General features: G+C 50.8%; 26 protein-coding genes. 25 read left to right on the top strand and 1 reads right to left on the bottom strand.

Annotated elements, in window-relative coordinates; genetic code table 11:
• Positions 1 to 32 precede the first annotated feature (32 nt).
• The 16 genes from SPIRS_RS12720 to SPIRS_RS12635 all read left to right on the top strand — a co-directional run bounded on the left by SPIRS_RS12720 (position 33) and on the right by SPIRS_RS12635 (position 11,599).
• A complete protein-coding gene (locus tag SPIRS_RS12720) occupies positions 33 to 380 on the top strand; it encodes a hypothetical protein (RefSeq protein ID WP_041866078.1) in 348 nt (115 codons plus the stop codon).
• The gene (bet, locus tag SPIRS_RS21785; RefSeq protein WP_013255093.1) at positions 377 to 1,243 is read left to right on the top strand and encodes a phage recombination protein Bet; all 867 of its coding nucleotides are present in this window, start codon (positions 377 to 379) and stop codon (positions 1,241 to 1,243) included. Before SPIRS_RS12720 ends, bet begins: the two co-directional genes overlap by 4 nt.
• An 18-nt stretch (positions 1,244 to 1,261) precedes the next feature.
• Positions 1,262 to 1,867, top strand: coding sequence for a hypothetical protein (locus SPIRS_RS12710; RefSeq protein WP_013255092.1), 606 nt, complete (start codon positions 1,262 to 1,264; stop codon positions 1,865 to 1,867).
• Positions 1,864 to 2,340 (top strand): hypothetical protein, encoded by a 477-nt coding sequence (locus SPIRS_RS12705; RefSeq protein WP_013255091.1) that lies wholly within the window; start codon positions 1,864 to 1,866, stop codon positions 2,338 to 2,340. The genes SPIRS_RS12710 and SPIRS_RS12705 overlap by 4 nt, the downstream gene beginning before the upstream one ends.
• Before the next feature lie 2 nt (positions 2,341 to 2,342).
• Positions 2,343 to 4,856, top strand: a complete 2,514-nt coding sequence (locus SPIRS_RS12700; protein WP_013255090.1) for a DNA methyltransferase — start codon at positions 2,343 to 2,345, stop codon at positions 4,854 to 4,856.
• Entirely contained in the window at positions 4,853 to 5,266 is a 414-nt protein-coding gene (locus tag SPIRS_RS12695; RefSeq protein WP_013255089.1) for a hypothetical protein, read from the top strand. Before SPIRS_RS12700 ends, SPIRS_RS12695 begins: the two co-directional genes overlap by 4 nt.
• A 9-nt stretch (positions 5,267 to 5,275) precedes the next feature.
• Complete coding sequence (locus SPIRS_RS21990; protein ID WP_013255088.1) at positions 5,276 to 5,872, top strand: single-stranded DNA-binding protein; 597 nt, start codon at positions 5,276 to 5,278, stop codon at positions 5,870 to 5,872.
• A 12-nt stretch (positions 5,873 to 5,884) separates the two neighbouring features.
• Positions 5,885 to 6,973 carry a hypothetical protein gene (locus tag SPIRS_RS12685; RefSeq protein ID WP_013255087.1) on the top strand — a complete coding sequence of 363 codons (1,089 nt, stop codon included), beginning with the start codon at positions 5,885 to 5,887 and terminating at the stop codon, positions 6,971 to 6,973.
• A gap of 4 nt (positions 6,974 to 6,977) precedes the next feature.
• A complete protein-coding gene (locus tag SPIRS_RS12680) occupies positions 6,978 to 7,379 on the top strand; it encodes a hypothetical protein (protein ID WP_013255086.1) in 402 nt (133 codons plus the stop codon).
• A complete protein-coding gene (locus SPIRS_RS12675) occupies positions 7,363 to 7,581 on the top strand; it encodes a hypothetical protein (protein ID WP_013255085.1) in 219 nt (72 codons plus the stop codon). Before SPIRS_RS12680 ends, SPIRS_RS12675 begins: the two co-directional genes overlap by 17 nt.
• A complete protein-coding gene (locus SPIRS_RS12670) occupies positions 7,578 to 7,769 on the top strand; it encodes a hypothetical protein (protein WP_013255084.1) in 192 nt (63 codons plus the stop codon). The genes SPIRS_RS12675 and SPIRS_RS12670 overlap by 4 nt, the downstream gene beginning before the upstream one ends.
• Before the next feature lie 22 nt (positions 7,770 to 7,791).
• Positions 7,792 to 7,977 (top strand): hypothetical protein, encoded by a 186-nt coding sequence (locus tag SPIRS_RS12665; RefSeq protein WP_041866077.1) that lies wholly within the window; start codon positions 7,792 to 7,794, stop codon positions 7,975 to 7,977.
• Positions 7,974 to 8,786, top strand: a complete 813-nt coding sequence (locus tag SPIRS_RS21780; RefSeq protein ID WP_013255082.1) for a hypothetical protein — start codon at positions 7,974 to 7,976, stop codon at positions 8,784 to 8,786. The genes SPIRS_RS12665 and SPIRS_RS21780 overlap by 4 nt, the downstream gene beginning before the upstream one ends.
• Before the next feature lie 201 nt (positions 8,787 to 8,987).
• The gene (locus SPIRS_RS12650; protein ID WP_171814769.1) at positions 8,988 to 9,998 is read left to right on the top strand and encodes a hypothetical protein; all 1,011 of its coding nucleotides are present in this window, start codon (positions 8,988 to 8,990) and stop codon (positions 9,996 to 9,998) included.
• Entirely contained in the window at positions 9,995 to 10,672 is a 678-nt protein-coding gene (locus SPIRS_RS12645) for a hypothetical protein (RefSeq protein ID WP_013255079.1), read from the top strand. Before SPIRS_RS12650 ends, SPIRS_RS12645 begins: the two co-directional genes overlap by 4 nt.
• Positions 10,673 to 10,891: 219 nt before the next feature.
• Complete coding sequence (locus SPIRS_RS12635) at positions 10,892 to 11,599, top strand: phosphoadenosine phosphosulfate reductase domain-containing protein (RefSeq protein ID WP_013255077.1); 708 nt, start codon at positions 10,892 to 10,894, stop codon at positions 11,597 to 11,599.
• Between the two features lie 322 nt (positions 11,600 to 11,921).
• Here SPIRS_RS12635 and SPIRS_RS22515 read toward each other — a convergent pair whose 3' ends face one another.
• A complete protein-coding gene (locus tag SPIRS_RS22515; protein WP_171814768.1) occupies positions 11,922 to 12,194 on the bottom strand; it encodes a hypothetical protein in 273 nt (90 codons plus the stop codon).
• A 51-nt stretch (positions 12,195 to 12,245) separates the two neighbouring features.
• Here SPIRS_RS22515 and SPIRS_RS12625 point away from each other — a divergent pair, with 51 nt between their 5' ends.
• From SPIRS_RS12625 to SPIRS_RS12585, 9 genes are read left to right on the top strand one after another with little or no spacing between them, the layout of a single operon-like run.
• A complete protein-coding gene (locus tag SPIRS_RS12625) occupies positions 12,246 to 12,755 on the top strand; it encodes a phage terminase small subunit P27 family (RefSeq protein WP_013255075.1) in 510 nt (169 codons plus the stop codon).
• The gene (locus SPIRS_RS12620; protein WP_013255074.1) at positions 12,752 to 14,476 is read left to right on the top strand and encodes a terminase large subunit; all 1,725 of its coding nucleotides are present in this window, start codon (positions 12,752 to 12,754) and stop codon (positions 14,474 to 14,476) included. The genes SPIRS_RS12625 and SPIRS_RS12620 overlap by 4 nt, the downstream gene beginning before the upstream one ends.
• Positions 14,473 to 16,089: a phage portal protein gene (locus tag SPIRS_RS12615; RefSeq protein WP_013255073.1), complete on the top strand. Its 1,617-nt coding sequence runs from the start codon at positions 14,473 to 14,475 to the stop codon at positions 16,087 to 16,089. The genes SPIRS_RS12620 and SPIRS_RS12615 overlap by 4 nt, the downstream gene beginning before the upstream one ends.
• On the top strand, positions 16,086 to 16,793 hold the full coding sequence (locus SPIRS_RS12610; protein ID WP_013255072.1) for an HK97 family phage prohead protease: 708 nt from the start codon (positions 16,086 to 16,088) through the stop codon (positions 16,791 to 16,793). Before SPIRS_RS12615 ends, SPIRS_RS12610 begins: the two co-directional genes overlap by 4 nt.
• 14 nt (positions 16,794 to 16,807) lie before the next feature.
• Entirely contained in the window at positions 16,808 to 18,058 is a 1,251-nt protein-coding gene (locus SPIRS_RS12605) for a phage major capsid protein (RefSeq protein WP_013255071.1), read from the top strand.
• A gap of 58 nt (positions 18,059 to 18,116) precedes the next feature.
• Positions 18,117 to 18,425, top strand: coding sequence for a hypothetical protein (locus tag SPIRS_RS12600; RefSeq protein ID WP_013255070.1), 309 nt, complete (start codon positions 18,117 to 18,119; stop codon positions 18,423 to 18,425).
• A 3-nt stretch (positions 18,426 to 18,428) separates the two neighbouring features.
• Positions 18,429 to 18,986, top strand: a complete 558-nt coding sequence (locus SPIRS_RS21775) for a hypothetical protein (RefSeq protein WP_013255069.1) — start codon at positions 18,429 to 18,431, stop codon at positions 18,984 to 18,986.
• Positions 18,983 to 19,408 carry a hypothetical protein gene (locus SPIRS_RS12590; protein ID WP_013255068.1) on the top strand — a complete coding sequence of 142 codons (426 nt, stop codon included), beginning with the start codon at positions 18,983 to 18,985 and terminating at the stop codon, positions 19,406 to 19,408. Before SPIRS_RS21775 ends, SPIRS_RS12590 begins: the two co-directional genes overlap by 4 nt.
• On the top strand, positions 19,386 to 19,784 hold the full coding sequence (locus SPIRS_RS12585; RefSeq protein ID WP_013255067.1) for a hypothetical protein: 399 nt from the start codon (positions 19,386 to 19,388) through the stop codon (positions 19,782 to 19,784). The genes SPIRS_RS12590 and SPIRS_RS12585 overlap by 23 nt, the downstream gene beginning before the upstream one ends.

Raw genomic sequence — 19,784 nt, 5'->3', positions numbered from 1 at the left:
ACACGCCGAAACCACGAGGATGTGGGGGAAACATGTTTCACAAACGGCTCTCTCCGGAGAATGGTCTCCGGGGAGAGGATTTTATCAAAGATCAATGCGAGGTGCAAAACATGAGCAGTACAGACATGAAAACCGCTACCGAACCGGTAGCGGTTAGAGAAAATAAAAGAAAGGTTGTGATGAATCACCCGAAAAGTAGCACTATCCGATTCAAAAATCAGGAAATACAGGCAATTGATGAACACCTTGAGTCTATGGACCATCTCATCCAGGACCTCTTTAAGAACGGCAACCGGGCAAATCGTGACCTCTTTGCCATGAGGCTTGCAACCCTGGTGCGGGTGATCCGGGAGACCCTCAACGAAGGGGTACTTGAGTGAACGATCTGCAGAGTCAGGACGTGGTTTCCGAGAACAAGATCATCCAATACATGGAAGCTTCGGGAATCGGCAACAACCTCAACGATCATGAAAAACGGCAGTTTATCGAGGTGGCCAAGGCCTACCAGCTAAACCCCTTCAAACGTGAAATATACTGTGTGGCCTACGGGGAAGGAGATAACCGGAGGCTGTCGATCATAACAGGCTACGAGGTCTATCTCAAACGGGCGGAGCGAACCCAAAAGCTTGACGGGTGGAGTGTCGAAACGGCCGGATCGATCAGAACTCGCTCTCTCAGAGCCATTGTTACCATTCACCGGAAGGACTGGCAGAATCCCTTTGTACATGAAGCGTGGTGGATTGAGTACAAGCAGAACAACCGTATGTGGAACGAGAAGCCGGTGACCATGATCAAGAAGGTGGCCATCGCCCAGGCCTTCCGGTTTTGTTTTCCCGATGAGTTTGGAGGCATGCCGTATACCGCAGATGAGCTTTCCGACGAAGAAACCGGATACCGAGATGTTACCGAGGAACAGGGTACTCCGCCGGTACAGGAAGAAGAATCTACCAAGGTTCCGGAGCACTCCGAGGCTGCCGCCCAGGATCCGGATGCAAAGGTTCGGGAGGATTTCAAGCACAGACTTGACGGGGCATTTCTCGGGAAACTGATCACCAGGGAAGAAAGAAACACGATGGTTGCAAACAGCAAGAAGCACTCTGGGAAGACGCTCGACTCTTACATTCGGATGGTAGAGAAGAGGCTCTATGGTCAGCAGCAGAGAGCAGGGCAGAGGCCTCCTATATCGGGTAACGGCTCCGGGGATCCGCAGACGCCGGAGCCTGAAGAGTTGGAAATCTTTTAAGGAAAGGTGCATGGAATCATGAAAGAACACGGAATCATCTTCAACGCCGATATGGTCCGTGCTGATCTTGCCGGAAAGAAATGGCAGACAAGACGGCCTGTTAAACACCAGTTTTGTCGATCAGAATACGAGCCGGAGCTCATATCGTGGTGGGAACAGAGAAAGCATGAAACGATAGAGTGTTGTGGTAGTTTCAGTGAATTGCAAAAGCATGGCCCGTATGGAGGCGTCGGTGATGTGCTTTGGATCAGAGAGACATGGAAACCTATATCTATCTGGTCTGGTTCAACTTCTGGCACATCAATTAGATATAAGGCTGATTCCAATGTTATTGAACATTACGGAACTGTTTATTTTTCGGTTGACGACATTAAACAAAATAAATGGCATCCATCGATCCACATGCCGAAATGGGCCTGTCGGACTAAACGCCGAATCACCGGTGTTCGATTACAGAGAGTACAGGATATAAGCGCCGATGACCAGGAAGCCGAAGGATGCGGCCATGAGTTTGCGTTTGTCTGGGATGCTATCTACAAAGAGCGAGGCCTCGGCTGGGATGCAAACCCCTGGGTTTGGGTTTACGAATATGACAATACGATCAATCTGGCGAAAACGTCATGAGTAGTCCCCGGACAATCATCATCCCCGCGGCCGAGCGTATCAAAACCGGCGAGCGGGGCCTTGTCTCCTTCAAGGTGGGTGAGGCTTTCGAACAGTACCTTGTGCACCTGTTCCGCTACCAGGAGATCGAACGACGGTCCCCGGCCCCGTACTACTGGCTGGCGATCGATGTGCCCCACCGTCCCCGGACAACCGGGCATGGCAGCCAGAACCACCATATCAACGGCCATTGTCAACAGATATCAGTGGAAACCGGCCAGCCCTTCGGGGATGTAAAGCGGCTTGCAAAACAGTTTGCCGTCACCATGGGCTACCCGATCCTTGAGGACGAATCCGGGGAGCCCATACTCGACCTGTGGGGAGATATCCAGGGGATCAGTGAAACACAGTGCAGTACAGAGGATGCATCGATCCTCATCGAAGCTATCCACCAGATAGCGGCGGAAATGGAAATTGAACTCATCGAGGACTAAGAATGAAACCATACATAGATTTCTTGAAAGATAAAATGTGCATTGCACCGGACTCTGGTATTGATGCACAAGTTGGCAATATCGAGTTTCTCGACGGAACGAAACTCAAGCCACATCAAAGGGATTCCATCAACTGGGCGTTGAGAGGAGGACGCCGGGCCTTGTTTCAAAGCTTTGGACTCGGCAAAACCATTCAGCAGCTTATTATCTGCAAGACGATTGTCGAACACGAAGGAGGTAAATCGCTCATTGTAGCTCCGTTGGAAGTCCGTCACGAGTTTGCCAAGGACGCAGAGCGAAAGCTCGGAGTCAAACTCTGCTATGTGCGAACCATGGATGAGGTAAAAGGCGCAGATGCAAGCCTTTTGATCACAAATTATGAGCGGGTGAGAGATGGTGATATTGATCCGCGCTTTTTCACTGTCACCAGCCTTGACGAGGCATCGGTACTTCGCGGGTATGGCACAAAGACCTATCAGACCTTCTTGAACCTTTTTCAAGGGGTAAAATATAAGTACGTCGCAACCGCCACGCCTTCGCCGAACAAATACAAGGAGTTGATCCACTACGCCGGGTATCTGGAGATCATGGACACGGGCCAGGCACTTACCCGCTTTTTCAAACGAGATAGTACCAAGGCAAACAATCTTAAGCTTCACCCTCATAAAGAGGAAGAATTCTGGCTTTGGCTTTCCACCTGGGCTCTTTTCATCACCAAACCTTCAGACCTTGGCTATGATGATACCGGGTATGACCTGCCTCAACTTAAAGTAATAGAGCATGAACTCAAGGTGGACCACTCAACCGCAGGTACTGAGGATGACGGACAGGTAAAGATGTTCCGCGATGCAACCACCGGCCTAAAAGATGCCAGCAGGGAAAAGAGAGAAAGTATTTATGTCAGAGTAGCGAAAATGCGGGAGATCATCGACGCGGATCCTGATAGTCACTACATCATCTGGCACGACCTGGAAGCAGAGAGACATGCAATCAAGAAGGCTTTGCCGGAGTCCCGCTGGATCTACGGAAGCCAAAAAGAAGAAGAACGGGCGGAGAACGCCATAGGTTTTTCCGATGGAAAGTTTAAGTACCTTTCTACCAAGCCGGAAATCAGCGGCTCAGGAGCAAACTTTCAGTACCATTGCCACAAGGCTATTTTTCTCGGGATCGGATACAAGTTCAACGATTTCATCCAGGCGGTACACCGTATTTACCGCTTTCTCCAAAGCGAGCAGGTGGAGATCCATATCATCTACACCGAAAGCGAGCGGTCAATATATGAAACACTCATGCACAAATGGGAACAGCACCGGCGGCTTGTAGACATGATGACTGAGATCGTCCGGAAATACGGGCTCAACTCTTTCGATGCTGTCACCCGCCTTGAGCGGTCGATCTGGGAAAAGAAGATCATCAAGAAGGGGAAAAACTGGACGGCTGTAAATGCCGACAATGTCATAGCGATCGCAGACCGGCCGGACGACTCAGTCGATCTTATTCATACGTCGATCCCGTTTTCAAATCATTATGAATACACTCCGACCTATAACGACTTTGGCCACAACGTGGACAATGACAAGTTTTTTGAGCAGATGGACTATCTTACTCCGGAGCTTATGCGAGTTCTCAAGCCCGGTCGGGTCGCTGCTATCCATGTGAAAGACAGGATCCTTTTCGGTAATGCTACCGGAAGCGGAATGCCGACAGTTGATCCTTTCAGCGATCTTACCGTATCCCACTTTATGAAGCACGGCTTTATGTACATGGGCCGAATTACTGTTGTCACCGATGTGGTCCGCGAGAATAACCAGACCTACCGTCTCGGATGGACTGAACAATGTAAGGACGGCACGAAGATGGGCGTCGGCTGCCCGGAGTATATCCTATTATTTCGGAAGCTGCCGACCGATACATCCAGGGCCTACGCAGATGAGACCGTCAAAAAAACAAAACAAGAATACCCGCGATCCCGTTGGCAGATCGATGCTCATCAATTCTGGCGGTCATCCGGTGACAGACTTCTTACAAGTGCAGAGCTTGAAAAGGTATCGGTAGGCGATATGCAGAAAACCTATAGAGAGTTCTCCCGTGCTTCTGTCTATGACTATCACGACCATATCAACCTGGCAGAAAAGCTCCAACAGCGTGAGAAACTGCCCTCCGGGTTCATGGTCGTAGCACCTGGGAGCTGGCATCCTGATGTGTGGGACGATGTGAACCGTATGCGAACGCTCAACGGGGAGCAGGCCCGAAAGGACCTTGAGTTTCACATCTGCCCTTTGCAGTTCGACATCGTGGAGCGGATCATAAACAGGTACAGCAGCAAAGGAGAAGTTGTGCTTGATCCCTTCGGCGGGCTCATGACCGTTCCGTACATGGCGGTGAAAATGGGCCGATATGGTATCGGGTACGAGCTAAACCCGCAGAGTTTCAAGGATGGGCTGTCCTATCTTAAGGCGGCTGATATTGAAGCGGCAACGCCTACACTTTTTGATCTTGAAGGGATAACAGCATGACGAAGGCGAAAGGCAAACCGGTACGAAGACAGAAGGCTGTAGATGCGGCTGACCGGTGGTTCAGTCTCTACATACGACAGAGGGACGGTAACCGGTCAGTGACAAGTAACTGTACACAGAACCTCACCTGTTCACACCTGTTTTCACGAAGATTCTACGCTACCCGCTGGGATGAGATGAATGCTTATTGTCAGAGTGCAGCAGAGAACGAAGAGCATGACCGGGATCCGGGGAAGCTTATCTGCTACTTCATTACGCTTCACGGAGAGGATGCATACAAAGCGCTTTACCTGAAATCGAGGTCCGGCGTAAAGATTACAACGGAAGAGATTCGGACGATTGCACAGTACTACCGGAAGAAGTACGAGGCGATCACACAACAGAACCATGACTTTTTTGGCGTTCTTTAGGGAGGAACCATGGCAAACGATATTACCAGTTTCACGGCGGTCGGAAGGCTTACCCGTGATGCAGAGTTGCGATATACGAACAGCGGGACACCGTTGTGTAAGTTCAGCATAGCATCGAATTACAGCAGGAAGGTGCATGACAACTGGCAGGAGGAAGTCAGCTATTTTGATTTCACCCTATTCGGGAAACGCGCTGAGGCACTTGCTAAGTATCTCACCAAAGGTCAGCAGGTGGTGGTTTCAGGACAGCTGAGACAAGACCGGTGGGAAGACAACGGACAGAAACGAAGCAGGGTAGCGTTCTTTGCCCAGGATGTACAGCTGATCAGCGGAAAGCCTGTCGGCCAGAGTAACCAGCAGGGGCAGTATGGAGAAGCCCCCTACCAGGGACCGCCGCAGAACCAGCGGGGCGGCTATTCTCAGCAGCCTCCACAGCAAAGGCAACAGCAGAATTCCCGGCAGGGACAGCAACGTCGACAGGGGGCTAACTCCGGGTATCAGAAGCCGACAGGCGGCTATGATCAGTGGGGCTACCCGATCAACCCCGGACCGAATAATCAGGGCCCGGATCAGGAAATGGACTTCGAGGACGACATACCCTTTTAAGGACAGGATATTATGGGTGCAAAAAAAAGGATGATAGATCCGGGGATCTGGACGGACCCCAAGATCATGAAACTTTCCTCGGTGTCGGTACTCATCTTCATCGGGATGATCTCGAATGCCGACGATGAGGGAATCATCGAGGCTGAACCGGATAGCCTGTACTTCAGGCTGGCACGAAAGGACATCACCATCGATATGATCAAAGAGGCCCTGGAAGACTTCGGGGCCTGTGGTCTTGTCCGCCTGTATGGCGGATACGCCTTTTTCCCGAACTGGTTCAAGTATCAGAACCTGAAAGGACGAAAGCCGCAGGAGACGAAATTCCGCCGGCCGCCGAAAGAGTATCTGACGGACGAATACCGGAATGAATGGCTTGAGACCTTCAGGAGGGGAAGTGAAGCCCCGTATCCCTTTGAGACCTGTTTTTCCAGAGGTGAGTCACCGGTGAGCAACCGGGAAATGGAGGACAAAGCGCCTTCGACAACCAGTGAGTCACCGGTGACTCACCAGTGTGCTACCGGTAGTGCACCAGTGACCACAGAAGTGAAGGGAAGTGAAGTGAAGGGAAGTGAGACTAGTATGCCTGCGGCAGCTTCGGCCGAGCCTCAGCCTGAGCGGGACAGGGAGGTTTCACCACCGGAGGATCCGGAACCCGATTCCCCGGAGCCTGTTTTCAAGCTTGAATGCCCGGAACCGAAAACGCGAAAGGGAAAACCGCCTTCAAGCGGGAAAGAACCGACAGACCCGCTGTACCACTCGATCAAGGATTCCTTCCTGGCCGTTGTCGGGGACTTCTCGAACTGGGGCAAGGAAGGCAAGGCGATCCACGGGATCATCGAGAAATGCTCACGGGCGTCACCGGAGGACCCTGCGGGGTGTGCCGAGCGGATGATCGGGGAGTTATGGCGGTTAAAAAATTCCCGAGATCGGTTCTACCGAGATCAGCCCTTTGTCCCGTCTACCCTCAACGCTTCGGGGATCTGGGACCGGGTGGCGGAGCAGCTGAAGATCACGGCCGATGAGCTGGAAGGTGCGAGGATGTGGGAGGCGCTTGACCCCTACGGGGTGAGAGGCAAGGCAAAGCAGGCGGTGGGAGGATAGGCGTATGCAGTGGAACAGCAAAACATTCATGGCGATGTTGCAGCAGTACTACGGGCGTCTTTCGCCGATCCACGCGGGAGCACTTGGAGACTGGCTTGCCGACAAACAGCTGTCCGGGGATTACCTCATGCGGCTGTACCAGGAGATCACGGAAAGCTACTCGACGAAGTACGGGAGACCCTGTGATCTGGCGATCGTGAAGGAAGCTGACGAGCGGCTGTACCCGCATTACTTTCCGCCGGCGAACCTGCTTGAGGGGGACGGGAAGATGATTGAGGAGCGGGTGGCCGAGCGGGAAGAGGCGGCACAGTTTATGCATAACCTGATCGAGAACCTTGTGAAGAAAAAGCGGCGGGTGAAGCCGGTGAAGAAATCGAGGAGAGTGCGGAATGACATTAACAGATAAGTACCTGAAAGAAAGGATTCCGGCGGTAAAGACGGTTTTCAAAGGGGATGATCCTATTGAAAAGGAAATAGTCCTTGATATAACGGACTATGACCGAGGGATCATTGAAATGAAAGCTGGTAATGCGTATTACCGGTTCCGGCATGTTGATCTTGAACGAGCTGTTACATCGATACAGGTGCGGCAAGAGGTAAATGCATGAACGAGTATGGTGTAAGAAAAGTTTGTGGAAATTGCCGAAACTTCGAAAAGTGCTTTGCCGAATCTGAGGAGCTTATTGGAATCTACTCCCCCGGTTGTCTTGCGGCTGATAAGGAAGAGACACGGCATATGCCAGCGTGTGGAGACTTTGAGCCGATCATGAAGCTGGTAGGGCTATCCGGGGAGTAAGGCTTCAGCCTTGGGAGGGGCAATGAATATGATGATATCGGCAGACTGTAAGGATCAGCGTGTGGCTAACTCTATCCGTTGGCTTTTATATGAACTTGAGAAAATAAAAGACGGCGAGGTGGTAGTGTCGTTCTATGTGAAAGGCGGGAATATCAGGGGAGTGGAGAAAGTGGTCAGGGATAAGAATGTTAAAGGTTCTGAAATATGATAACAGCATCATATCTATTTGCACCAAATAAATATAATATAGGGGAACATCGATGCTTTTATTGCGGAATGCCATGCGATGGAACATACACCAAGAAAAAATATGTGAAACAAACTTTCACAAATCGCGATATTGTGAAATATCCTGGTTCCGACTATGTTTGCGGATGCTGCGTTGAATCTTTATCAGGGATTTATGAAGTTACTCAGATAGACGGTACAACTAAAATAGGACGCGCTGGTCAACCGCGAATGTATTCGTGGGTACTGACTGAAAATAAAAAATTAGCCATGACAAAAAAACATCTGCGCGTTTTGCGCCGGATATGTTTATCTCCTCCGAAACCGCCGTTTTCTATCGTACTTGCCGATTCTGGACAAAAGCAGCTTATTTTCCGCGCGCCGGTTAATTATGATCAGAACATTTTTTCCGTACTTCTTGAAGAAAAGGAAATCAGCGTTGAGATAGCAACGCTAAAAAAATATTTACAAAAAGCAAAACTTGTCGCTGCTGCTATCGGGAAAATTGCATTAAAAAATCCTGATGAGTTTATCAATTATAAAAACATTATCGATCTGTATGGTTCAGAAGGCCCACTCGTTGAGTGGATTAAAATCTATTCCTCCCCATTGGGAGAGCTCGCGGCATGGTTATGCCCGGGAAAGGAAGAGGCAAAAAATGACTTTGTTATCAGCACAAGAATTTCGTCAAAAGCTGGCGGGATTGGTAGATACGTCGAAAAGTCTACCGGAAATGGAAGAGAAGGTAATCAAGGAGGAAGCGATCAAGTTCTGTTCGAGTTTACCTAAGCTCTTCTCTGATGATTTCGATCGTAAAACTCTATGGGAGCGAATCGGGAACGGAATCGTTTCATCAGTGAAAAAATGTGGAGGGGATTTCGAAGAATTTGTTAATCTTATCCTTGAGTTTATCAAGGCCGATCCGGGAAAAGTTGCATCATGTGAAGAGTTGGCTTATTTTCTCGAAAGCATGGAAACGAAGCCTACAGAGTGGAAAAAGCACTTTCTCTACATCATGGAGAAAAAATACAATATTATTTTGGTTTATTCTCGGAACTTATGGAATACAAAGAAGGTGGAGAAGTAATGAAACAGATTGGAATATGCAAAATACATTTTCTCTCAGAAGCGCTTTCTCCTATTACTCACATGATGGGAGTCTCCGGGAATGAGTCTATCATTAACCGCGAAAAGGTTTTTTATGACAACGACGTTGTTGAAATCCCTGTTCTTTCCGGAAACGCTCTCCGGCACAAAATGATAAGACAACCTGGAGCGCTATATCTTATCGATCAATGTGGACTTCGCGGAAAGCTCACCATCGATCAGGCGAATTATATGCTGACCGGAGGAAGCCTTACCGAGTCATCAACGAACGATAATATTCCGCTTATTGCAGAGCTTCAAGAAGTATCCCCGTTGTATCGTCTGCTCGGAGGAAGCTTGAAAAATCAGGTAGTCGGTGGCTCGCTATTTGTCTCTCGTGGACTTCTGTGCTGTGCCGAAAATCAAGAGGTAATTGAAAAACTTTCTGGCGATTACGAATTACCTGATGGTGTTTTAAAGCCCGCACAACATTTTGTTTCAAAATATCAATATACCCGTGGCGATGCGTCTCGCATGAAAGATGCTACCGAAATACTCGGTGAGATAGCAGAAAAAAAATCTAACCTTATGATTTACTCTGGAGAGAACATTATACCTGGAGCTTTGTTTTATCACGACATAACGCTTTACAATGTCTCTCCGCTTGAGGTTGGATCAGCCCTGCATGCCATTAAGTTATGGCAAGACAACGATGGCATCATCGGTGGAAGCGCACGTATAGGCCATGGAAAATTAAAATCATCAATTTGGATTGATGGACTGACAGACTGGTTTGGAACAGAAAGGGGCCCTGATGAATTGGTACAGGAATATATCGATCACGTGCAGGCAAACACAGACGCATTCAAAAGATGGCTGTCAAAAGCGTTTCCTTCAAAGGTTGAATTGTTATGATAAAAAACTGGAAAGTTACGGCGCACCTGTTATCACCGCTCTGCGGTGATGCGCCATTTATCGACTCGCTTCTGGAATACGAATTATCCATGCGGTTAGGAATGAAACATGCTCGAAAATTAACACGTAATGTTTCTCTTTCTGAAATCAAAAGGCCTCCTATACCACTTGCACAGCGGACAATTTGTGGACACGACGTATATTGTTGCTCTGATCCGATACTTGGAGAGGTCAAAGCAGAATGGAGCGATCATCAATCAAAGCGATTTGACACAGATTTGTCCGCTCTTATGCTGCATCCATTACATCGGAAAAAACTCTTAACATCGTCAGGGCCATATAAATCACGATTTGTTCCGCTCCGTATTCGGCTTATAGATAAAATATGCTGGTTCGTTCGCGGCGATAGGAAAGAAATCAATAAGTTGTTGAAAAAAATTCCTTCGCTTGGTCATTTAAGAAATGTCGGTTATGGAATTATCGGAGGATGGGAGTATGAAGAACAAGAGGAAGATAATTCTATCTTTGCAATGCACCAAGGTAAAAAAGTTCTGATGAAAACAATGCCGATTGAAGCCGTTAAAGACTGGTATGGTTTCCGCCATTCGTATGGAGGAGCATTCCCACCATATTGGCATCCTGATACATTTATGGAGATTGCAATACCATGTTAGATTTTCTTAGGGAATTAAAACAGTCTGATCGTGGCAAATATTCGATGTTTGAAACAAAATATATACGCTGTCGGAAGATTGAAGAATTATTAAAACAAAAGCCTATGAGACGATCTGATCTTGCACGAGTCTTTTCCGTGAACAAATCTACAATTACCCGCAATGTAAATGATTTATCTGTAGTCGTGCCGATCAGGGAAGACGAAAAAGGGTATTTACATGTTGATTAAAAGCGAAAGGAATACATCGCATGATTTGAAGCTGTGGAAAGAATTAGAGGAAGCGGACGGTATACGGGCAGCTGATTTAAAACAAAGTAAAATAGATCAGGCAATCATTGATATTCAAGGAATTGCTAAAGAAGTCTGTTACGTTTCTGTGTCGTGGGGTAAAGATTCAGTTGTTCTGGCACATCTGTGCGTATGTGCCGGCATAGATGTACCGTTCATCTGGATTGTAGAAAAGCCATTCTTTAATCCTGATTGCCTACCGGTTAGGGATGCATTCTTAAAACGTTTTAGCATTAGATATTACGAATATGAGATTGAATACACGCCAGATAATATGTATAGTCCGAAGCCTTTTAAAGAAAAAGGAGATTATTTATTTGAAGAATTTGGGCGACGCATAACTGGGATAAGGATGCAAGAATCTAACACCAGAAAAATACGGTATTTTGTTCATGGGATTACTTCAAAAAAAACGGCAGCACCGCTTTCATTATGGAAAACATGGGAGATATTCGCATATCTGAAGAAACACGATTTGCCGACACACCCCGCATATGCAATGCTTGGTGGTGGACGTTATGAAAGAGATCATATACGTGTAGATGCTATTGGTGGAATTGATCAATACTTCTATGATTGGGAAAACTGGGAGCGTGAATATTATCATGACGTTTTGAATAGATTAAGAAAAGTTTAATATATTTTTTACATTTTAACTTGATAAAAAAATTTTTCCGTGATAGGATTTTTCTTGTCAGATAACCCGAGGTAAGGATGCTTACCTTGGCCGTTCCGGACGGATTCCGGTCGCTCTAATGGTGCAAGAAGCAATCAGGCGGCGAAGTACCTTACGTTAAACACTGTAACAGGTGTCTTTCGTGAGCTACTTCGCCGCCTTTTTTTGTGCCCTTTGGCTTTGACAGAGGAGAGGACGAGAGACTATGGGAAGGCAGGATAGACGGAAGACATCAACACAGCGCGGGTATGGAGCAACCTGGCGTAAGATACGCATCGAGGTCTTACAGGCCTGGGGCATCCCAAAGCGACTGTGGCCGAAGTACGATGTGGACCACAATCCCGCCTATGACCCGGCTATTGAACCAGATCACCGAAAGTACCAGCTCATCCCCCGGCTCCATGGAGAACACAGCAGAAAGACCGCGAAGTTTGACAACGGGTTTGGCAACAGAAAGAGGAAGGAACCCCGACCTGTCTCTCCTATCATCAATCAGAGCACAGCCCGAGTGACGGAGGGGGGGTGTAAATCTCTGGGGGAAAAATGCCCAAACCACGCGCCCATACAAGAAAACACTCTGTCAGCAAAGGCAAAGGGGGTATAGGCCATGAGCCGCGGCGGACACAACAAAAAGCCGACTATTTTAAAGCTAACCCATGGCACCTTTCGGGAGGACCGGGCCAACGAGAAGGAGCCGGAGGTCAAGGCACTTGATGAGGCGCCCAAGGCGCCAAGCCACCTCAACAATTTTGCAAAGAACAAGTGGAAGGAGCTTGCCCAGGTGCTTGCACAGACCCGTGTACTCTCGGAAGCGGACCTCACGATGCTGGAAGCCTTATGCGAGGCATACGGACAGTACCGGGAAGCACAGTACGCGGTCTACCACTACAAAGATGAGGAGTCCGGGAAAACCAAAAAGCGCAGTTTAGCCCAGTACATGAGTGGTAAGAATTCTCAAACCATGCCTGAGTACACGGCCATGCGGCAGGCGTTGTCCATGGTCAAAACCATATCCGCAGAGTTCGGGCTCTCGCCTGCAACCCGCTCCCGCGTAAATGCAATCGACACACCTGAAGCGAAGGACCCCATGGAGTGCCTTCTGGAAGGGGCCGGATGATGTGGAAACGACTCGTACTTGTGGGGCTTTTGATGAGTAGCCTTTTTACCTACCGCCAGTATGCCCAGGATGTTGCAAGCGGGAAGATCGTTACCTGCAGGTGGGTGAAGCTTGCCGTGGCCAGGTGGGAGAAGGACCTCTTACGGCAGAATACTCCGGAGTTCCCCTACTACTTTGATGAGAAATGTGCCAACAGGTATATCAGCTTTGCCCAGGAGCTTGAGCACACGCAAGGCTTCAGCGGGAAGATCGTACTTGAACCCTGGCAACAGTTTGCCTGGGCGAACATCTTCGGATGGAAAAGTACGGCCACGGGCCTGAGGAGGTTTCGAAAGGCATACCGGGAGGTAGCAAGGAAGAACGGGAAGACGGTCGAAGGGGCTGCAATGATGAACGCCTGCTTCCACCTCGATAAAGAGATCGGGGCCGAAGAGTTCTTTCTGGCGGTGGACCGGAACCAGGCGAAGAAAGGCTATGACGAGGCGGTACGGCAGAACCTTCGGAATCCTACGCTATCGCGGCTTACCAAGGAGTACCGATCCTCAAAACGCCTTGTAAAGATCAATGATCCTGCGGCCTTCATGACTCCGGTCTCAAGAGATCACAAGAGTCAGGACTCATGGAACCCTCACGCGATCTTAGTGGATGAGTACCATGCCCACGCGACCAATGAGCTGATCAACGTGTATGAGTCGGGCATGGGAGCCAGGCGTCAGCCCTTAACGATCATCATTACCACGGCCGGGACGAACATCAACGGGCCTGCCTATCAGGAAGAGCGCACGCTCGTTACAAAGATCCTTGAAGGAAGTATCGAGCCGGTTCCGGAACACATCTGGGGGATCATCTACAGCCTGGATGAGGGGGACAGGTGGGAAGATCCTGCGGTGTGGATCAAAAGCAACCCGAACATGGGGGTGAGCTTTTACCGCGACTACCTTGAAAAGCGTATTGCAGAGGCCAAGGGATCGCCCCGGAAAGCCAGCGATGTTTTGACCAAGAACTTCAACATATGGCTGTCCTCTCCCACCCGGTGGATGGACCATTCGGTATGGATGCGGGGAAGCGCTCCTGTTGCCGAAGAAGAGCTTGTCGGACGAGGGGCCCGTGGCGGGCTTGATCTGTCGATGACAACAGATATCACGGCCCTGTGTTGGGCATTCGGTGAGAAGGACGGACGGTATCCGCTGTTATGGCGGTTTTTCATACCGGAAGAGGGATTACTTGATCGCTGTCACCGTGACCAGGTTGACTACCGGTCGTGGATCGATGAGGGGTGGATGATCGCAACACCGGGACAGACGGTCAACTACGAGATCGTGTTAGAGGTCTTGCGGCAGGATGCGAACACCTTCGGCGGCCGGTCGATCGGATACGATCCGTGGCATGCCGGAGAGTTTGAGCGGGAACTTGAGGGAGAGATCGAGCTTGTCAAATATCCTCAACGGTATTCGGGGATGACGGTTCCTACTCAGCTGTTTGAGCGGATGGTGATCGACGGGAAGATCGCTCACGGGGACAACCCGGTTGCCTCCTGGATGATGAGCAATGTGGAGCTCAAAGACGACCGGCAGGGAAACATCATGCCCATGAAGCCGAAGCGTGATTCCTACGGCAAGAGGATCGACGGGATCGTGGCTGCCATCATGGCGCTTCACCAGGTGGTGGAAAACGGATCGGACGGATCGGTATACGACAGCCAGGAGGTCCTTGTCCTATGAGCTTGTTCTCTGACCTTCGCGGTGCAATCGGAGGACTAAAGGCAATAGCCAAGATGCGGGGAAGCCTTGAGAATCCGGAAATTCCCTTATCCTCCCCTGAGGTTGTTTCCTACTTTGAGGGGGAGCCGACCAGCACGGGCGTGGCGGTCAACGAGAAGAGCGCCATGGGCGTTGCTTCGGTGCTTGCCTGTGTGCGGGTGCTCTCTGAATCGGTGGGCTCCCTTTCCCTTGAGACCTACCGGAGGACGGGAAACGGTGGGAAGATGCGGGCAACAGATCACCCGGCTTACCGGATACTCAAGGTACGGCCGAATCCCTTTATGAGTGGGATCAACTACCGCGAGCTTGCCATGAAGCAGCTTGTCATGCGGGGAAACCACTATGCGGAAATCGAGTTTGACCGGGACGGGTATCCTGTTGCACTCTGGCCCCTTGCCCCTGAACAGACCACGGTCGTTTACACCGAGCGGCAGTCAATCGTGTATGTGACCACAATTGGAAACCAGCGCATCGGCCTTCCTTCGTACCGGGTCCTGCACATCTCGGCCCTTGGGGACGGCATCAAAGGCCGGGGACTGCTTGACTACTCAAAAGAAACGGTGGGATATGCAGCAGCTCTTGACCGGTATGAAGGGACCTTTTTCTCAAACGGTGCCCATCCTTCGGGCTTCTTGAGTCACCCGTCAAAGCTCACACCGGAAGCAAAGACCAGATTAAAAACTGCATGGCAGATGGCCTATGGAGGGCTTTCGAATGCACACCGCACCGCAGTACTTGAGGAAGGGATCAAGTGGGAGAAGACCTCGGTAAGCCCTGAAGAGGCACAGGCGATCGAGGCGAGAAAGTTCACCCGAAGCGAAATCGCCGGAATCCTGCGAGTTCCCGCCCACTTCATCAACGACCTTGAGCATGCAACCTTCTCGAACATCGAACACCTGAACATTTCCTTTCTGGTCCACTCGCTTCGCCCCTGGCTTGTGCGCTTTGAGCAGGAGATGAACTACAAGCTTTTCGCCGGAGAGCCTGAGGTGTTTGTGGAGTTCAACTTTGACTCCCTGCTTCGTGGAGATAAGAAAAGCAGGGCCGAGGCTTTGGAGATAGAGAGGCGCAACGGCATTATCACACCGAACGAGTGGCGGCAGATGGAGAACAAGAATCCGATCGAATCCGAATACGGCGACTCGTTTGTCGTGCAGATGAACAACGCCATGATCACCGAGGCAGGGGACGTTGTTCCGCTCTCCGCCCCTTCTGCGGGAAGTCAGGAGCGAGGAGGACAGAAAGCGGCCAGGGAGATTGCCCTAGAGTATCTGCGATCCACAGTGAGCCGGATTGCACGGCGTGAGGCGCGAAGCCTTTCGGCCTGGATGAAGAAAAGCGAAATGCAAGTGGTAGGTGATGCGGAAGCGGTACGGGCCTTTTATGCGGATGAGGGAAAAAGCTTCGTCGAACAGCTCTCTGCCTTAGAGCCTTCATTACGGCGTGCAGGGCTTTGCTTTGATGCTGAAGGCTATACGGAGCGCTCCATACGGCTGTTTGACTCAGGAGGCTTTGAGGATTGGGAGGCCCGGAGGCTTGAAGCCGAAATCAGATCATTAGGAGATGAGGGATGATAAAGCATGACGTATTGACCTTTCCCGTTGAGCTGAGAAGCCGGCAGGAAGGAGAAGAGAGTCGGAAGATCGTAGGACGTCCTGCGGTCTACAACCAGCTTTCGGAGGACCTCGGGGGCTTTCGGGAGAAGATCAATCCCGGAGCTTTTACCAAGACCTTGAGTGAGAGCAACGTGAAAGCCCTGTGGAACCATGACAACAACTATGTCCTGGGCTCACGGAAGGCCGGGACCCTGTCCATTATCGAGGACTCGGACGGGCTTTCCTTTGAGGCATCTCCTCCCGATACCCAGTGGGCACGGGACTTCATGCTTTCGGTTGAGCGTGGGGATGTGGACCAGATGTCCTTTAGGTTCCGCACCATACGGGACAAGTGGACCAAGGACGAGAACAACCGGCTGGTCCGGGAGCTGGTGGAAGTGCAGCTGATTGAAGTATCACCGGTGACCTTCCCGGCCTATCCGCAGACCTCCGTTGACCTTAGGTCAATGGGACTTGATTTCGATCCGGAGGAGCTACAGGAACTGACCTTGAGGTCGGTATCAGGGGATATCAGCGAAGAGGAGCGACAGAAACTTGAACATATCGGCAGCAAGATCGAAGAGCTAACCGCGCCGGCTACGAGCCACCCGGAAGAGCGCAAGCGGTCTGAGGCTGATTGCAACTATACAGAGCGCGAGAAGATGCTCGGCATGCTCATGTAAGGAGATAAGGAATTATGGCACAGAGATTCGACAAGATTGTTGAGATGAGGAAGAAACGCAAAACCCTGTGGGAAGAGACGAGGAAATACCGCGAAGAAAAAGAAGCGGCGAACGAAGACGGAAAGCTCACCTCAGAAGAGCTTCGCTCGTACAACGAGCGGCTTGACGGGGTTGAAAAGCTTACCGGCGACATTGAGGCAGCCGAACGGGAGCTTGCCATTGAAGAGCGGATGCTCGAAGAGGATGCCCGTAAGAAGGATGAAGGACGGCAGCAGGAAGAGGAACACGATACCTATCGATCTGCCTTTGACTCCTACCTTCGTAACGGCCTTTCCGGGGTGAGTGCTGAGCACCGCTCCATTCTCATGGAGCACCACAAAGAGGTTGAAGGCCGTGCTTTGAGTGTGGGAACCGACAGCACCGGAGGGTATACGGTGCCCGATGAAATGGCCTCGGGGATTGTGGATGCAATGAAGCAGTTCAACGGTCCCCGTCAGAGCCGGGCCGAGGTGATCACCACCACCAACGGCCGTGACATACAGATTCCGACGGGAAACGATACCGAGAACGTGGGGGAAATTCTCTCGGAGAACACGGCCGCTGGCGAGAAAGATCTGACATTCGGATCGAAAAACCTGTATGCCTACATGTTCTCATCGAAAATCATCCGGGTGAGCTATCAGCTGTTGCAGGACTCCGGTGTTGATATCGAGGCGTACCTGCGGGCCAAGATTGCCGAGCGTATCGGCAGGGCCACATCCGCCTACTTTACCACCGGAACCGGAAGCGAGCAGCCTCAGGGCATTGTCACAGGCTCGGTACTCGGAAAGACCGCAGCAGCGGCGGGAGCTCTTTCCTACGATGAGGTCATAGATCTCATTCACTCGATCGATCCTTCCTACCGGTTGAATGCAGAACTTATGTTCAACGACGGTACGCTCAAGGCTTTCAAGAAACTCAAGGACAGCCAGGGCAGGCCCCTGTGGCTTCCCGGTGTTGCGCTTAGAGAACCCGATACGATCAACGGGTACAAGTACATCATCAACCAGAACATGGCGGGGATGGAAGCCGGAGAGAAAGCGGTGCTGTTCGGAGATATGTCGGCCTTCAAGATTCGGGATGTAACAGGCGGCATCATTCTGCGTTTGACCGAGCGGTACGCCGAGTATGCCCAGGTTGGGTTTATCGCGTTCTTCCGCCACGGTTCGCTGTTGGTTGATGCGGGTACGCATCCGATCAAACACCTTGCAATGGCGGCGGCATAGAGCCCCTTTTGCAAGCCGGAAGGCATCCGGCTTGCAAGGTAGGAAAAGGAGAGAAGATTTGAAAGACATTGAAGTATTGGTTTCGGTTGTCGGGAAGGATTTCTCGTACATACCGGGGAAGGTTTCGGCACCGGATGACGTTGCAAAGGACCTGGTACGTGCAGGTCATGCGAAATTCCTTGACGAAAAGGGTGTTGAAACAAACGAGGAAACTATTGAGACGGTGAAGCTTGATGAGCTTGACAAGAGTGGTCTTGTCGACCTTGCCGCCCAGCTGAAGGTGGGAGCTCCGTCCACCCTTGAACGGTGGGGAGAGGACAGGCTGAAAGCTGCGATCAGCGAGGCAGCTGCAAAGGGCCAGGCGTAAGAGATGAATAACCTGACAACATGGGAGGCGGTGAAGAAGCGGCTTGATCTTGAGGAGAGCCAGGAGAATGAGGCAGAAAGCCTTATCGCCGTGGCATCCCGGCGGGCAGAAACCTACACAAGCAGAAAGCTTTCAGCAGACGACCATGTTGTCATTTTATCGGGAACCGGCAGCCGGACGTTGCAATTACCGCAATATCCGATCCTGAGTGTCACGGGAGTGTGGTTTGATACCTATGGAGTCTTTGACACCGGTACTGAGCTTACTGAGTACACACGGGATGATGAGACCGGCAGGCTGTTTCGCCGCTCATGCTGGGTACGCGGCTTTCGCAATATCAAGGTGTCCTACCGTGCTGGGTATGAGGAAGGATCTATCCCTGAGGACCTTGAGGAGTCGGTGATACAGCTGGTGGGCTACTGGCTTGGTTCCCAGGGTATCAGCTGGCTGGATAAGGGGAATGCATTAAGTGGGGAGTATCAAACCATGTATGTGGGGGTCATGGACCTGCCTTTTCAGGTTCGTAATGTGTGGGACGCCTACCGTGAGGTTTCGGTATGAGCTGGGCGAAAAGGAGCAGCAGTGGCCAGAGAAGTACGGTCAGACGCCGGAAGACCGTGCGCTCGTATGCAGGCCTTACCATCTCGGCGGCCGAGAACACGATCGGGCCGTTGACCGAGAAGGCCTATGAGTATGCCCTCGAGTTTTTAGATAAACGGGTGACGGACAGGACCGGGAACCTAAGAGCCGGCATGAGTTATGACGTGAAGGGTCATACCGGAGCGGTGAAGAACAATGCTCCCCATGCCTTCATTGTTGAGTATGGAACAGAGGAACGGGCGACAAAGACCGGTGAGAACCGTGGCCGTATGAAGCCGCATTCCTTCATGCGGGCCGGGAAGAACAAGGCCATGAGGGAGATACGGAAGATCTGGAAAGAAGGATTGAGGAAGGCGCTTGATGAGCAGAGCACCGGAAGTTGAGATCACAGAGCAGCTTCGAGCCGACACGGCCCTCATGGAGAGGATCAAAGCGATCTATGACACCGAGAGCCGGGTTTTGTTAAAGATACCGTACCTGGTGGTGAGCCTTGTAAGCGACACGAATGAAAAGGTGTATCTCTCATACTACGGGGGATCAGCTGCCATACAGATCGATATCTATGCAAAGGATGAGAGAAGCTCTGATCTTCGGGCCTTTGTCAAAGATGCGGTTCGAAGGATTCGCGGGGTATCGGGGGCCTTGAAGTTCTCCTCGGTGGTTGTCACAGGAGATGCGTCTCTCGGCATTGCCCCCAATGGGCTCTACCGCTGGATGGTGGAGATTAGGGCAGATTACACGGAAGAAGGAGAAGGATGA

The organism is Sediminispirochaeta smaragdinae DSM 11293, assembly GCF_000143985.1.
In the GTDB taxonomy this organism is placed as follows: Bacteria; Spirochaetota; Spirochaetia; order DSM-16054; family Sediminispirochaetaceae; genus Sediminispirochaeta; species Sediminispirochaeta smaragdinae.
This window is presented reverse-complemented; position numbering and strand designations above follow the sequence as displayed.

Coding starts and splice junctions, on each gene's coding strand:
- SPIRS_RS12720 (WP_041866078.1), top strand. CDS start 33: ATGTTTCACAAACGGCTCTCTCCGGAGAATGGTCTCCGGGGAGAGGAT.
- SPIRS_RS12710 (WP_013255092.1), top strand. CDS start 1,262: ATGAAAGAACACGGAATCATCTTCAACGCCGATATGGTCCGTGCTGAT.
- SPIRS_RS12705 (WP_013255091.1), top strand. CDS start 1,864: ATGAGTAGTCCCCGGACAATCATCATCCCCGCGGCCGAGCGTATCAAA.
- SPIRS_RS12700 (WP_013255090.1), top strand. CDS start 2,343: ATGAAACCATACATAGATTTCTTGAAAGATAAAATGTGCATTGCACCG.
- SPIRS_RS12695 (WP_013255089.1), top strand. CDS start 4,853: ATGACGAAGGCGAAAGGCAAACCGGTACGAAGACAGAAGGCTGTAGAT.
- SPIRS_RS21990 (WP_013255088.1), top strand. CDS start 5,276: ATGGCAAACGATATTACCAGTTTCACGGCGGTCGGAAGGCTTACCCGT.
- SPIRS_RS12685 (WP_013255087.1), top strand. CDS start 5,885: ATGGGTGCAAAAAAAAGGATGATAGATCCGGGGATCTGGACGGACCCC.
- SPIRS_RS12680 (WP_013255086.1), top strand. CDS start 6,978: ATGCAGTGGAACAGCAAAACATTCATGGCGATGTTGCAGCAGTACTAC.
- SPIRS_RS12675 (WP_013255085.1), top strand. CDS start 7,363: ATGACATTAACAGATAAGTACCTGAAAGAAAGGATTCCGGCGGTAAAG.
- SPIRS_RS12670 (WP_013255084.1), top strand. CDS start 7,578: ATGAACGAGTATGGTGTAAGAAAAGTTTGTGGAAATTGCCGAAACTTC.
- SPIRS_RS12665 (WP_041866077.1), top strand. CDS start 7,792: ATGAATATGATGATATCGGCAGACTGTAAGGATCAGCGTGTGGCTAAC.
- SPIRS_RS21780 (WP_013255082.1), top strand. CDS start 7,974: ATGATAACAGCATCATATCTATTTGCACCAAATAAATATAATATAGGG.
- SPIRS_RS12645 (WP_013255079.1), top strand. CDS start 9,995: ATGATAAAAAACTGGAAAGTTACGGCGCACCTGTTATCACCGCTCTGC.
- SPIRS_RS12635 (WP_013255077.1), top strand. CDS start 10,892: ATGTTGATTAAAAGCGAAAGGAATACATCGCATGATTTGAAGCTGTGG.
- SPIRS_RS12625 (WP_013255075.1), top strand. CDS start 12,246: ATGAGCCGCGGCGGACACAACAAAAAGCCGACTATTTTAAAGCTAACC.
- SPIRS_RS12620 (WP_013255074.1), top strand. CDS start 12,752: ATGATGTGGAAACGACTCGTACTTGTGGGGCTTTTGATGAGTAGCCTT.
- SPIRS_RS12615 (WP_013255073.1), top strand. CDS start 14,473: ATGAGCTTGTTCTCTGACCTTCGCGGTGCAATCGGAGGACTAAAGGCA.
- SPIRS_RS12610 (WP_013255072.1), top strand. CDS start 16,086: ATGATAAAGCATGACGTATTGACCTTTCCCGTTGAGCTGAGAAGCCGG.
- SPIRS_RS12605 (WP_013255071.1), top strand. CDS start 16,808: ATGGCACAGAGATTCGACAAGATTGTTGAGATGAGGAAGAAACGCAAA.
- SPIRS_RS21775 (WP_013255069.1), top strand. CDS start 18,429: ATGAATAACCTGACAACATGGGAGGCGGTGAAGAAGCGGCTTGATCTT.
- SPIRS_RS12590 (WP_013255068.1), top strand. CDS start 18,983: ATGAGCTGGGCGAAAAGGAGCAGCAGTGGCCAGAGAAGTACGGTCAGA.
- SPIRS_RS12585 (WP_013255067.1), top strand. CDS start 19,386: ATGAGCAGAGCACCGGAAGTTGAGATCACAGAGCAGCTTCGAGCCGAC.